The organism is Gordonia sihwensis NBRC 108236 (assembly GCF_000333035.1).
Taxonomy (GTDB): Bacteria; Actinomycetota; Actinomycetes; order Mycobacteriales; family Mycobacteriaceae; genus Gordonia; species Gordonia sihwensis.
Genome location: NZ_BANU01000007.1, coordinates 33,383 through 46,286, shown reverse-complemented (window position 1 = coordinate 46,286; position 12,904 = coordinate 33,383). Strand labels below are relative to the sequence as shown.

11 protein-coding genes are annotated in these 12,904 nt (G+C 68.1%); 4 read left to right on the top strand and 7 right to left on the bottom strand.

The features are described from left to right. Window positions 1-77: 77 nt before the first annotated feature. The 5 genes from GSI01S_RS05315 to GSI01S_RS05295 are packed head-to-tail and all read right to left on the bottom strand — an operon-like array spanning window position 78 to window position 4,375. Entirely contained in the window at window positions 78-1,070 is a 993-nt protein-coding gene (locus tag GSI01S_RS05315) for an amidohydrolase family protein (protein ID WP_006895427.1), read from the bottom strand. A gap of 1 nt (window position 1,071) precedes the next feature. Next, window positions 1,072-1,593 carry a 3-hydroxyanthranilate 3,4-dioxygenase gene (locus GSI01S_RS05310; RefSeq protein WP_006895426.1) on the bottom strand — a complete coding sequence of 174 codons (522 nt, stop codon included), beginning with the start codon at window positions 1,591-1,593 and terminating at the stop codon, window positions 1,072-1,074. Between the two features lie 33 nt (window positions 1,594-1,626). After that, window positions 1,627-2,055 (bottom strand): RidA family protein, encoded by a 429-nt coding sequence (locus tag GSI01S_RS05305; protein ID WP_006895424.1) that lies wholly within the window; start codon window positions 2,053-2,055, stop codon window positions 1,627-1,629. Further along, the gene (locus GSI01S_RS05300) at window positions 2,052-2,864 is read right to left on the bottom strand and encodes a 2-keto-4-pentenoate hydratase (RefSeq protein WP_006895422.1); all 813 of its coding nucleotides are present in this window, start codon (window positions 2,862-2,864) and stop codon (window positions 2,052-2,054) included. Before GSI01S_RS05300 ends, GSI01S_RS05305 begins: the two co-directional genes overlap by 4 nt. A gap of 35 nt (window positions 2,865-2,899) precedes the next feature. Further along, complete coding sequence (locus GSI01S_RS05295; protein ID WP_006895421.1) at window positions 2,900-4,375, bottom strand: 2-hydroxymuconic semialdehyde dehydrogenase; 1,476 nt, start codon at window positions 4,373-4,375, stop codon at window positions 2,900-2,902. Between the two features lie 168 nt (window positions 4,376-4,543). On the opposite strand from GSI01S_RS05295, the gene GSI01S_RS05290 reads away from it, so the two are divergent. The 3 genes from GSI01S_RS05290 to GSI01S_RS05280 are packed head-to-tail and all read left to right on the top strand — an operon-like array spanning window position 4,544 to window position 9,809. After that, window positions 4,544-5,458 (top strand): alpha/beta hydrolase, encoded by a 915-nt coding sequence (locus GSI01S_RS05290; RefSeq protein ID WP_231649987.1) that lies wholly within the window; start codon window positions 4,544-4,546, stop codon window positions 5,456-5,458. 11 nt (window positions 5,459-5,469) lie between these two features. After that, a complete protein-coding gene (locus tag GSI01S_RS05285) occupies window positions 5,470-8,865 on the top strand; it encodes a pyruvate carboxylase (protein WP_006895419.1) in 3,396 nt (1,131 codons plus the stop codon). Next, on the top strand, window positions 8,862-9,809 hold the full coding sequence (locus GSI01S_RS05280; RefSeq protein WP_006895418.1) for a LysR substrate-binding domain-containing protein: 948 nt from the start codon (window positions 8,862-8,864) through the stop codon (window positions 9,807-9,809). Before GSI01S_RS05285 ends, GSI01S_RS05280 begins: the two co-directional genes overlap by 4 nt. 35 nt (window positions 9,810-9,844) lie before the next feature. Here GSI01S_RS05280 and GSI01S_RS05275 read toward each other — a convergent pair whose 3' ends face one another. Continuing rightward, a complete protein-coding gene (locus GSI01S_RS05275; RefSeq protein WP_051999610.1) occupies window positions 9,845-10,519 on the bottom strand; it encodes a DUF1361 domain-containing protein in 675 nt (224 codons plus the stop codon). Window positions 10,520-10,643: 124 nt separating this feature from the next. After that, window positions 10,644-12,113, bottom strand: a complete 1,470-nt coding sequence (gene rpsA / locus GSI01S_RS05270) for a 30S ribosomal protein S1 (RefSeq protein WP_006895416.1) — start codon at window positions 12,111-12,113, stop codon at window positions 10,644-10,646. Between the two features lie 216 nt (window positions 12,114-12,329). Between rpsA and GSI01S_RS05265 the strand changes: the two genes are divergently transcribed. After that, complete coding sequence (locus GSI01S_RS05265) at window positions 12,330-12,860, top strand: 2'-5' RNA ligase family protein (RefSeq protein WP_006895415.1); 531 nt, start codon at window positions 12,330-12,332, stop codon at window positions 12,858-12,860. Window positions 12,861-12,904: the final 44 nt, after the last annotated feature.

Below are 12,904 nucleotides of genomic sequence, written 5' to 3'. Positions count from 1 at the left end.
GGCGGGCATAGGGATGGAGCGGGCCGTCGGCGCACCACCCGGCGGCCGGACACCGCCCGGCTCCGGTGCGGGGAGACTCAGAGTCCCAGGAAGCGCTCGGCGTTCCCGTGTGTGATCAGCGATCGGGTGGTCGAATCCAGGAATTCGCTCTTTCGCACCACTTCGCCGACCGGCCGCTCTCCGAGCGGATAGGGGTAGTCGCTGCCCACCAGCACCCGGTCGCGCCCGATCGTGTCGACCAGCAGCCGCAACGCGCGTTCGTCGAAGACCACCGAATCGACGTAGAACCGTCCGAGATAGTGCGACGGTGGATATTCGGAGGTGCCGATGACATCGTGGCGCCGATGCCAGGCGTTCTCCATCCGACCGAGCCAGAAGGCGAACGAGCCGCCGCCGTGCGCGAAGGCGATCTTGAGCCGCTCGTCCACTCGGTCGAAGGTGCCGCCGAGGATCATCGCCAGAATCGACAGATGCGACTCGGCGGGCATCCCCACCAGCCATCGCGCCATCCAGCGGTCCAGTCGCGGCGATCCCGCCATGTCCCAGGGGTGAACGAAGACGGGGACGTCGCGGTCGGCGCAGTGCTGCAGAAAGGTGACGACGCCTTCGTCGTCCAGATCACGATCGCCGACGTGGTTGCCGATCTCGACGCCGCGGTGCCCGTTGGCGAGGCACCGGTCGAGTTCCTCGCATGCGAGATCGGGATCCTGCAGCGGCACCTGACAGAACGGGATCATCCGTTCGCCGGCCGCGTCGACGATCTCGAGTGCGAGATCGTTGAACACCGCGGAGATCCGCGCGGCCTGTTCACCGGTCCTCGCGTAATTGAAGAACACCGGCGTCGGCGAGACCACCTGGGTCGCCACCCCGTCCGCGTCCATATCGCGCAGGCGCACCTCCGGATCCCACGCGTCGGACTGGATCCGGCGGAACTCGACGTCGCCGGTCATCATCATCGCCTCGCGTTCGGACTCCACACGCAGCCACGGCGCTTCGGGACCGGCGACGTCGCGCAGGTCGGGCCATCCCTTCGGCACATAGTGGGTGTGGACGTCGATGATGTCGCTCACTTCAGCCCTTCCCCGGATGGAGGGCGCCGCATTCACGGCAGGTCCTGGCCTGCTCATCGGAACCGAAGGAGTCGAAGACCGGAGGCATGTCCTCGACGAGGTCGCGCACCTGCAACTCCACCTCGTGCAGCTTGGTGTGGCATTCCAGGCAATACCACTGGAACTTCTCCAGCGTGCCCTCCTTGCGGACCCGCTCGATCACCAGACCGATCGAATCGGGGTCGGGCCGCTGCGGCGAATGCGGAATGTTCGCAGGCATCAGCCACGTCTCCCCTTCCCGGACATCGACCCGTCGCGGCCCGTCCTCGGTCATCAGGTTGACGTGGATGTCGCCGCGGAGCTGGTAGAACCACTCCTCGTACGGCTCGTAGTGGTAGTCGTAGCGCTCGTTGGGGCCGCCGACCACCTGAATGATGAAGTCGTCTCCGAGCGCCATCATCTGGTTGTTCACCGGCGGCTTGAGCAGATGGCGGTTGTCGTCGATCCAGCGCTGGAAATCGATGACGGGCGGAATGGTCGTCATGGGAACTCCTGGGGTTGTGAGTGGGTGGCCGAGTCACGGCCGCCGGCGATGTGCGATCGCCTGGATCTCGATGAGCAGGTGCGGATGCGGGAGCTGGTGCACCGCGACGGTGGTCCGCGTGGGACCGTTCTCGTCGAAGTACTCGCCGTAGACGCGGTTGTAGGCGCCGAAATCGTTCATCGACACGAGGTAGGCCGTGACCTGACAGAGGTCGTCGAGTCCGGCGCCGACCTCGGCGAGGATGTCGCGGATGTTCTCGATCACCGCTCGCGTCTGCGCCTCGATGTCGAGGGAGGCGGTGCCCATCTCGTCGACCTCGACGCCGACGAACGTGTTGTCCGGACGGCGCGAGCTGGTGCCGGAGACGAAGATCAGATCGCCGACCGTCTTCACGTGCGGGAATCGTCCTCGAGGGGTGGCTTTTCCGCTGACGACGAGCGCCTCGGCGCCGGCGGCGCTCATCGGCGGGCCGCCTCTCCGACTGCCGTGAAGGAGACCGTTCCGAGTCCTTCGACGGTGCACTGCACGTCCGTGCCGTCGGGCGTGGAGGCGGTGAGCGGCAGCGCGGCGGTCGCCGCGCCGGCGAGTATCACGTGGCCGGCCTCGAGCGGAATGCGCCGCCGCCGGCACATGTCGAGGAGCGCGAGCAGGGCCTGAGCCGGATCGCCGAGGATCGCGGCGGTGGAACCGTGCACCGAGTCGGCGCCGACGCGCAGGGTCACGTCGAGGTCCGCCGCGTCGCACAGCGGCGACCACTCCCCGATCGCATATCCGGCCGCCGAGGTGTTGTCGGCCACCACGTCGGCGTAGGTGAAGGCGAAGTCCAGATAACGCGAGTCGATGACCTCCACCGCCGGAGCGATCGCCGAGACCGCGTCGAGGATGTCCTCGTTCGGGTCGTCGAGGCGCACATCGCGCGAGAGCAGATACGCCACCTCCGGCTCCGCCTTCGGGTGGATGAACTTCCCGAGGTCCACCGTGCCGCCGTTCGCGACGGTCATCGCGTCGGTGAGCCGGCCCACGATGACGTCGGAGACGCCCATCTGCGCCATCTTGGCCTTGCTGGTGAACCCGAGTTTCACTCCGACCACGCTCTCGCCGCGCGCCGTTCGCAGCCCGATCAGTTCTTCCTGCACCCGATATGCGAGGTCGACGTCGAAGGCGATACCGATCGCGGGATCACGTTCGATGCTCGGGGTCTCTCGACATCTGGTCTGGGCGTGGTCGAGACGGCCGGCCAGCGCGGCCGCCTCGTCGTCGGTGGTGTGCATATGCGGTCCTTTCGCTTCGGACGGAGGTGTGGTGGTCACAGTTGCAGGCAGACGTTGGTCGGTTCGGTGTAGAAGTGCAGCGAGGATTCTCCGCCCTCGCGGCCGATGCCGGAGAGCCCGACGCCGCCGAACGGGGCTCGCAGATCACGCAGGTACCAGGTGTTGACCCACGAGAGCCCGACGTTCATCCGCGCGGCGACGCGGTGACCGCGACGCAGATCGTCGGTCCAGACAACCGACGCGAGCCCGTACTCGGTGTCGTTGGCGAGTGCGATCGCCTCCTCCTCGGTGTCGAACGGGACCAGACCGGCCACCGGGCCGAAGATCTCCTCGCGCATCACGCGACTGCTGTTGTCGACGCCCGTCCACAGCGTCGGCGCGATCCACGAACCCCCGTCGAGGTGCTCTCCCACGTCCGGGACCCGGCCCCCGCACACCACATCGGCGCCTTCCGCGCGGGCGAGGTCGAAGTAGCTCAGGACCTTCCTCCGGTGCTTCTCTGAGATGAGCGGGCCGGTCGTCGTCGCCTCGTCGAACGGATCTCCCAGCCGCAGCGAGGCGGCCTCGGTCGCCAGGCCGGCGACCACCTCGTCGAAGATCCGCCGCTGAACGTATACGCGCTCGGTGCACAGACACACCTGGCCGGTGTTGGTGAAGATCGACCGGCTCAGTCCCTTGACCGCCTCGTCGACGTCCGCGTCATCGAAGACGATCGCCGCGTTCTTGCCGCCGAGCTCCAGCGAGACCGGCCGCACCCGCGGCGCCACCGTCCGCATGACGTGACTGCCGGTGGCCGACGATCCGGTGAAGGTGACACCGTCGATTCCGGGATGCTCGGTCAGGAACGCCCCGGCCGAATCGGCGCCGAAACCGTGGACCACGTTGTACACACCGCGCGGCAGACCGGCTTCCGCGAGCACTTCGGCCAGCAGCGAGGCGGTGGCGGGAGTGTCCTCGCTCGGCTTCACCACCACCGCGTTCCCGCAGGCGAGCGCCGGTGCGACTTTCCAGGTGAGGAGCAGGAGCGGGAGGTTCCAGGGGACGATGATCGCGATCACGCCGAGCGGTTTGCGGACCGTGTAGTTCAGGGCTCGGCGACCGTCGGCGGTGTCGGTCAGGTACGACTGCTCGCCGGCGCTCGACACCAGGTCGGCGTACGCGCGGAAGTTCATCGGAGCGCGGGCGACGTCGAGGGCACGCGCCTGTGTCACCGGCTTGCCGGTGTCGGCGAGCTCTGCGGCGACGAAGTCGTCGAAGCGCTGTTCGATCAGGTCGGCGGCACGACGGAGGATCCGGGCCCGATCTGCGACCGGCCGGTCGGCCCAGCCGGCGGCCAGCGCACGTCGCGCCGAACCGACGGCACGGTCGACGATCTCGGCTCCGGCCTCGTGAACCCTGGCGTACGCGGTGCCGGTGGCGGGGTCGACCGCGTCGAACGCCGACGCCGGATCGGGGTCGAGGAATGCGCCGTCGACGTAGTTGCGAATCCATTCGGGGTGGGGTGCGGTCATGAATCCACTGTGATCCGCATCGCCATGTGGTTCAAATACCTAGCGGAATCACTCACATACCGAAATAGTCATAACGGAGATGGTCACAACCGCCGACCGGAGTGCCGGTCGTCATAGCAAAAATGGCATAGTCGGGTACGTGTTCGGTATTAGACGGGTATGAGTTGCGTGCCAGACCCTGAAGACGATTCGTTGCCGTTCGAAGGAGCCCCGTTGTTCGACCCCGAGATCGCCGCCGCATACAGCGCCCGCGGAACCGTGTCCCCGGAAACCTTCGCCAGGGTGATGGACGATTACCGAACGCGGTCCGAGCGCGCAGTCCGGGATCTGCCCGGCGCCCGCGGCGTCGCCTACGACGAGCACAGCGACGAGGTGCTCGACGTGTGGGGGATCGCCGACGCTCCCCGTCCGGTATTCCTGGTGATCCACGGCGGATACTGGCGCTCGCTGTCACGCCTGGACACCGCGTTCATGGCGCGCACGCTGGCCGACCACGGTATCGCCACTGTCGCTGTCGACTACGGACTGGCTCCGGCGACCTCCCTGCCCGAAATGGTCCGTCAAGTCAGGGCGGCCGTCGCATGGGTGCATCGCGACGGACCCGCGCACGGCCTCGATCGCAACAGGATCGTGGTCTGCGGCAGTTCGGCGGGTGCTCACCTCGCCGCGACCACCATGATCGGCGGTTGGCAGGCTGACCTCGGGCTGCCCGATCGCGCAGTGCACGCCGGCCTGCTGATCAGCGGACTCTATGATCTGCGGCCGCTGATCCACGCCGAGGCGAACGAGTGGCTCTTCCTGACCGAGCAGTCCGCTGCCGACCTCAGCCCGGCCCTCGCACCGCTGCCCGACGATCCCGCTCCGGCGGTGATCGCCATGGCCGAGCACGAGGCCGACGGCTTCCGCCGGCAGAGTCGGGACTTCCACCGGCACTGGGCCCGCGGAAGTGCCGGCCCGCTCCTGACCGTTCCCGGACGGAACCACTTCGACGTCTTCGTCGACCTGGCCGATCGCGACACCGAACTGTCGTCGGCCGTGCATCGTCTCTTCGCCCTGACCGCACCGACCCACACCCCGAAATGAGGACCCCCGTCATGTTCCGCAAGATCCTTGTCGCCAACCGAGGCGAGATCGCGATCCGCGCCCTCCGCGCGGCCGTCGAGCTGGGCATCACCACCGTCGCGGTGTACCCGCACGAGGACCGGAACTCTCCCCACCGGTTCAAGGCAGACGAGGCGTACCGGATCGGCGAGCCCGGGCATCCCGTTCGGGCCTACCTCGATGTGGACGAGATCATCCGTGTCGCGAAGGAATCCGGTGCCGACGCCGTCTACCCCGGATACGGATTCCTCTCCGAGAACCCCGAACTCGCACGGGCGTGCGCCGCGGCCGGGATCACCTTCGTGGGTCCGACTGCCGAAGTCCTTCAGCTGACGGGCAACAAGTCTCGAGCGATCGCCGAAGCCCGCGCCGCCGGGCTCCCGGTCCTGGCGTCGACCGAACCCTCCACCGATGTGCAGACGCTGCTGGACGCCGGCGAGTCGATGACCTTCCCGGTCTTCGTCAAGGCCGTCTCGGGCGGCGGTGGTCGCGGCATGCGCCTCGTCGACGATCCCGCGCTCCTGCGCGCGGCGCTCGAAGAGGCCTCCCGCGAAGCGGAGTCGGCGTTCGGCGACGGTGCGGTGTACATCGAGCAGGCGGTGAGCGGGCCGCGGCACATCGAGGTCCAGGTCCTCGGCGACGCCACCGGCGATGTCGTCCATCTCTATGAGCGCGACTGCTCCGTCCAGCGTCGCCATCAGAAGGTCATCGAGCAGGCACCCGCTCCGGACCTGCCCGCGGACCTGCGCGAGCGCATGTGCGCCGACGCCGTGCGCTACGCACGCCACATCGGCTACACCTGTGCCGGGACGGTCGAGTTCCTCCTGGACACCAGCGGCGACTACGTGTTCATCGAGATGAATCCCCGCATCCAGGTGGAGCACACCGTCACCGAAGAGGTGACCGACGTCGATCTCGTCCAGACCCAGTTGCAGCTCGCCGCCGGAGCCACCCTCGCCGGTCTCGGACTGTCGCAGGACACGATCGCGCTGCACGGTGCCGCCATGCAGTACCGGATCACCACCGAGGACCCCGCGAACGAATTCCGGCCCGACACCGGACGCATCACGGCGTACCGGTCGCCCGGCGGCGCCGGCGTCCGCCTGGACGGCGGGACCACGGTCGGCGCGGAGGTCGGCGCCTACTTCGACTCCATGCTGGTCAAGCTCACCTGCCGCGGGTCCACTCGCGACATCGCGCTCGCCCGCGCCCGCCGCGCGCTGATGGAGTTCCGGATCCGAGGGGTGACGACGAACATCCCGTTCCTCCGCGCAGTGCTCGACGATCCGACGTTCCAGTCCGGCGCCGTCGACACCGGCTTCATCGCCGCGCATCCGGAGCTGCTGCACGGCAACGCTCCGGCCGACCGCGGCACACGCATGCTGAACTACCTGGCCGACATCACGGTCAACTCCCCCAACGGCAAGGCTCCGGCGGGCGTGGACCCGGCCTCCAAGCTGCCGCGGCCGGCATCCGAGCGATCCGTGCCGGAGGGCTCCCGCCAGCGGCTCGCCACCCTCGGCCCCGAACGCTTCGCCGCCGATCTCCGTGCGCAGAAGGCGCTGGCGATCACCGACACCACCTTCCGCGACGCGCACCAGTCGCTGCTCGCCACACGCGTCCGCACCAAGGACCTGACCGCGGTCGCCGGCCACGTCTCCTCGAGTATCCCGGAACTGCTGTCGATCGAGGCCTGGGGCGGTGCGACCTACGACGTCGCCCTGCGTTTCCTGCACGAGGATCCGTGGGACCGCCTGGCACGACTGCGCGAGGCGGTGCCGAACATCTGCCTGCAGATGCTGTTGCGGGGACGCAACACCGTCGGCTACACCCCTTATCCCACCGAGGTGACCGATGCCTTCGTGGCCGAGGCCGCCGCCACCGGCGTCGACATCTTCCGCATCTTCGACGCGCTGAACGACGTCGACCAGATGCGTCCGGCGATCGACGCCGTGCGCGCGACCGGCACTGCGGTCGCGGAGGTGGCCCTCTGTTACACCGGTGACCTGACGGACCCGGCGGAGGATCTCTACACTCTCGACTACTATCTCCGGCTGGCCGAGCGCGTCGTCGACGCCGGCGCGCACATCATCGCCGTCAAGGACATGGCCGGGCTGCTGCGCGCCCCGGCCGCCACCACGCTCGTGACGGCCCTCCGGTCGCGTTTCGACCTTCCCGTTCACGTCCACACGCACGACACCGCGGGCGGCCAGCTGGCGACGTACCTCGCGGCGTGGAACGCCGGCGCGGACGCGGTCGATGTGGCCGCGGCCCCGATGTCGGGCGGTACCAGCCAACCGTCGATGTCGGCGGTGGTCGCGGCGACCGCCCACACCGACCGCGACACCGGCATCGACCTCGACGCGGTCTGCGAGCTCGAGCCCTACTGGGAGTCGATGCGCGGGCTCTACCACCCGTTCGAGGCCGGCATCCCCGCTCCGACCGGCCGTGTGTACACCCATGAGATCCCGGGCGGTCAGCTGTCGAATCTGCGTGCGCAGGCCACCGCTCTGGGGCTCGCGGACCGGTTCGAGGAGATCGAACGCGCCTACGCCGGTGTCGACCGGGCCTTCGGCCGCCTCATCAAGGTGACGCCGTCGTCGAAGGTCGTCGGCGACCTCGCCCTCGCTCTCGTCGGTTCGGGCGTCAGTGCCGAACAGTTCGCCGCCGATCCGACGGTGGTCGACCTCCCCGAGTCGGTCACCGGGTTCTTCCGCGGCGAGCTGGGCACTCCGGCCGCGGGTTGGCCCGAACCGCTCCGCACCCGGGCGCTCGGCAACACGCCGGCCGTGGCACCGCCGCTCGCCGAACTGACCGACGACGACCGCGCCGGGCTCGCAGCCGACTCGCAGACGCGCCGGACCACACTGTCACGGCTGCTGTTCCCCGGTCCGTCCAGGGAATTCATCGAGCACCGCGAGACCTTCGGCGACACCTCGGTGATCGGCACCCGCGAGTTCTTCTACGGTCTGGTTCCCGGCACCGAACACGTCGTGGAACTCGGACCCGGTGTCACGCTCCTTCTCGGCCTCGAGTCGATCTCCGAAGCCGACGAACGCGGGATGCGCACGGTGATGTGCTGGATCAACGGCCAGCTGCGGCCGGTCCAGGTGCGCGACCGCTCGATCGAAGACGCACGGCCGCGGGCCGAGAAGGCCGATCCGTCGGTTCCCGGTCAGGTGCCCGCCCCGTTCGCCGGCGTGGTCACCCTGGAGGTGTCCGAAGGCGACGAGGTGGCCGCGGGCGACACGATCGCCCATATCGAGGCGATGAAGATGGAGGCGGCGATCACCACGCCGGTGGGCGGCGTGGTCGGCAGGATCGCGGTGCCGGGGGTGGCGCAGGTGGAGAACGGCGACCTGCTGATCACGATCACCTCCGGGGTATGAGTGCGGCGGACCGGCCGTCGATCGATCTGCCGAAACTGCTCGACGGCCGGCTGAAGATCCGGCACCTGGTCTTGATCGACGCGCTGTCGCGGCAGGGCAGCGTGATCGGCGCAGCCGCGGAACTCCACGTCACTCAGCCGGTCGCCACGCGAAGCCTGCGCGACATCGAGGCGATCGTGGGAGTGGAGCTGTATGAGCGCGGCCCGCGGGGAATCACGCCCACGATCTTCGGGGCGGCGTTCACCGAGCACGCGCGGGCGATCCTCGCACAACTGAACCAGGCGGGTCGCCATGTGGTGGAGCTGGCGGACGCCGATCGCGGAACCGTGATCGTCGGGACGCATCTCGCGGGATCGAATGTGCTTCTGCCGCAGGCGATTGTGCAGTTGAAAGCGAAGCATCCGCGACTCACCGTCGTGGTACGAGAGGGCTCGCCGGAAGCGCTGCTCGCCGAGCTCGAGGCGGGTCGCATCGACATGATCGTCGGTCGTCTGACATCGCCGAGCACATCGACCATCACGCGTCTCCCGTTGTACGAGGAGTCGGTGGAGGTCTTCGCCGGCTCCACCCACCCCCTCGCGGGGGCCGGACCCTTCTCTCTCGCCGACACCCGCGGTTACCCGTGGGTACTCCCCGGCGTCGAGACCGCCCTGCGCGGGGAACTCGAAGCGGTGTTCGCCCGCAGCGGAACCGCGTTGCCGGAGAACCGTGTGGAAGCGACGAGCTTCCTCACGGTACGGGAGCTGCTGCACCATACGGAGACGCTCGCTGTGCTGCCCAGCCTCATCGGACGCGGCGACGCCCGCCTCACCCCGCTCGACGTGGACCTCGGATCCATCGGGCACAGCGTCGGACTCACCGTCGCCGCCGACCGTCCGCTCAGCCCGTCGGGCCAGGCTCTCGTCGCGCACCTGCGGACGGTCGCCGAAGTACGGCTCGGTTGAGACTGCAGGAGACGGACAGGTCGGCGGCGCCGCCGTCAGTGGCCGGCGGCGCCGATCGACTCGTAGGCCCACATCGTCAGGTATGCGGCGGCCAGGAAGACAGCGACCGCGACGGCGACGCCGGACGACTGCACGTGCGCGAAGGGTGATCTCACCCATCCCATCGTCTGGGCGACGACGGCGTCCGGCCGGGCCACGAGATCCCAGGAGTTCCAGCGCTGGAATCGGCCGATGACCACTCCTACGGCGCAGAGGATCACCGATGCGGCGACGGCGGCCCAGCCCGCGGCCCGTCCCCAGTCCGCTTCGATGCGTCGGTGCACCAGCCGCATCGAGACCACGCCGAGCATCACGCCGGTCCATGCCGCGAATCCGTACTGGAGAATGTGCCGCCAGAGTTCGTAGCCTTCGCCCAGATGCACGAGGTCGGTGATCAGGTAGGGCACGTTGGGCAGGAAGGCCAGCCACGCGAGTCCGAGCGGAATCAGCGCAAGCTTGTTTCGCACGATGACGAAGGCGCACGCGATCAGCAGCGGAAGCCAGGCGAGGAATAGGTTCCAGATCAGGAAACGGGTCGGATACACCAGCGGCGCATGGGGATCGGTCACACCGACGACGATCGTCAACGCCGTCGTCGCGGCCAGGGCGCCGATCAGGGCGAGCCGGCGCCAGGTGAAAGACATCGTGTCCGAAGTCGGCTCTTCTCGCATGGCCACACGGTACGCGAGCGGCCGAGCCCGAGCTCGCCCCGACTCGTCCGGACAGACGACAACACCCCGGAACCGAGGTTCCGGGGTGTTGTTCAGTCAGTCACTCCGACCGACCGCGCGTGAATCAGGCGTTGCCCGACAGCTTCTCGCGCAGTGCGGCGAGCTGCTCGTCGCTGGCGAGCGATCCGCCGGTCTGGGCCGGGCCGCTGCTCGACGAGGTCGACTGCGAAGCCGAGCTCGACGACGAGTAGTCGCTCGGAGCGTTCTCCGCCTCGGCGGCAGCCGCGGCGAACTTCTCGATCTGAGCGGTGTGCAGCTTGTGACGGCGCTCGGCCTCCGCGTAGCGGGCCTCCCACTCCTCACGCTGCTTGTCGTAGCCCTCGAGCCACTCGTTGGTCTCGGCGTCGAAGCCCTCGGGGAAGATGTAGTTCCCCTGGTCGTCGTAGCTGTCGGCCATACCGTACTTCGAGGGGTCGAACTCCTCGGTGTAGTCCTCGTTGGCCTGCTTCAGCGACAGCGAGATGCGGCGGCGATCCAGGTCGATGTCGATGACCTTGACCATCGCGTCGTCGCCGACGGAGACGACCTGGTCCGGAACCTCGACGTGGCGCTCCGCCAGCTCGGAGATGTGGACCAGACCCTCGATGCCCTCTTCGACGCGCACGAAGGCGCCGAACGGCACGAGCTTGGTGACCTTGCCCGGAACGATCTGACCGATCGCGTGGGTACGGGCGAACTGGCGCCACGGGTCTTCCTGGGTGGCCTTCAGCGACAGCGACACGCGCTCGCGGTCCATGTCGACGTCGAGGACCTCGACGGTGACCTCGTCGCCGACGGTGACGACCTCGGACGGGTGATCGATGTGCTTCCACGACAGTTCGGAGACGTGAACCAGACCGTCGACGCCGCCGAGGTCGACGAACGCACCGAAGTTGACGATCGAGGACACGACGCCCTTGCGGACCTGGCCCTTCTGCAGCTGGTTGAGGAACTCGCTGCGGACCTCCGACTGGGTCTGCTCCAGCCAAGCGCGGCGCGACAGAACGACGTTGTTGCGGTTCTTGTCGAGCTCGATGATCTTGGCCTCGACCTCCTTGCCGATGTACGGCTGCAGGTCGCGGACGCGACGCATCTCCACCAGCGAAGCCGGGAGGAAGCCGCGCAGGCCGATGTCGAGGATCAGGCCGCCCTTGACGACCTCGATGACGGTGCCCTTGACGGCCTCGTCCTTCTCCTTGAGCTCCTCGATCGTGCCCCAAGCGCGCTCGTACTGCGCACGCTTCTTCGACAGGATCAGGCGGCCTTCCTTGTCCTCCTTGGTGAGAACGAGGGCCTCGACCTCGTCGCCGACGGTGACGACTTCGTTGGGGTCGACGTCGTGCTTGATCGACAGCTCGCGCGAGGGAATGACGCCCTCGGTCTTGTAGCCGATGTCGAGCAGGACCTCGTCGCGATCGACCTTGACAATGGTGCCTTCGACGATGTCGCCGTCATTGAAGTACTTGATCGTCGAGTCGACAGCGGCGAGGAAGTCCTCGGCCGAGCCGATGTCGTTGACGGCTACTTGCGGCGAGGAAATCGTGGGGGACGACATATGTTGAGTTGCTCCGGACAGGTATCTAGTAGGTACGGTAAACGGGACAGTCTTCGCAGGCTGCGCCCGGTTTCCTTCGATTGTGCGCACCGCCTCGACGTGACGTTCCGGTCGGCGCAGAGTGCATGCTTCGCGCATACACGTGTGCAAGCGTACTACTGCGGGCCTACCTGCACAAATACTGTCTCCGGGACGCGCGCACAGAAGGAGCCGAGGATGGCACATTCGATCGAGATCCTGCCCGATCCCGAGACCGAGGCCGCCGTTCGTGCGCAGTGGGACGCGCTCGAAGCCGCCGGATTGCCGAGCGCGGGCCGGGTGCGGGCCCGGACCAATCGGCCGCACTGCACCCTGCTCGCCGGCACTGCGATCTCGCCCGCCGCCGATTCCGCCCTGGCCTCCACGGCCCAGCGACTGCCCTTCGAGTTCCGAGTCGGCGGCGCGGTCGTGTTCGCCGCCGGCCGCAAGTACACACTGGCCCGCGCGGTGGTGCCGTCGTCGGAACTGCTCACCGTCCATGCGACGATCGTCCGGCTCACCCGCGAACGGGTCACCGAGCTCGCGCAGCACAGCCTGCCCGGACAGTGGACGCCGCACGTGACGCTCGGGCTGCGACTGACTGCCGACGAGCTCGCGGCCGCGCTGCAACTGCTGTCGTGGCCGACCGTCGTAGGACGGGCGTCGGCCATCCGCAGGTGGGACGGCGACGCGAAGGTCGACGTGGTGATTCCCGGCCGAGGCTGCTGAGGTCGACGTGTGCTCCGCGTTCAGTGACCGGCATGCGGTCACTA

What these genes read in the sequence shown, in the direction of transcription:
- GSI01S_RS05310 (WP_006895426.1), bottom strand. Translation starts at nt 1,593, where the DNA reads ATGACGACCATTCCGCCCGTCATCGATTTCCAGCGCTGGATCGACGAC.
- GSI01S_RS05305 (WP_006895424.1), bottom strand. Translation starts at nt 2,055, where the DNA reads ATGAGCGCCGCCGGCGCCGAGGCGCTCGTCGTCAGCGGAAAAGCCACC.
- GSI01S_RS05300 (WP_006895422.1), bottom strand. Translation starts at nt 2,864, where the DNA reads ATGCACACCACCGACGACGAGGCGGCCGCGCTGGCCGGCCGTCTCGAC.
- GSI01S_RS05295 (WP_006895421.1), bottom strand. Translation starts at nt 4,375, where the DNA reads ATGACCGCACCCCACCCCGAATGGATTCGCAACTACGTCGACGGCGCA.
- GSI01S_RS05285 (WP_006895419.1), top strand. Translation starts at nt 5,470, where the DNA reads ATGTTCCGCAAGATCCTTGTCGCCAACCGAGGCGAGATCGCGATCCGC.
- GSI01S_RS05280 (WP_006895418.1), top strand. Translation starts at nt 8,862, where the DNA reads ATGAGTGCGGCGGACCGGCCGTCGATCGATCTGCCGAAACTGCTCGAC.
- GSI01S_RS05275 (WP_051999610.1), bottom strand. Translation starts at nt 10,519, where the DNA reads ATGCGAGAAGAGCCGACTTCGGACACGATGTCTTTCACCTGGCGCCGG.
- rpsA (WP_006895416.1), bottom strand. Translation starts at nt 12,113, where the DNA reads ATGTCGTCCCCCACGATTTCCTCGCCGCAAGTAGCCGTCAACGACATC.
- GSI01S_RS05265 (WP_006895415.1), top strand. Translation starts at nt 12,330, where the DNA reads ATGGCACATTCGATCGAGATCCTGCCCGATCCCGAGACCGAGGCCGCC.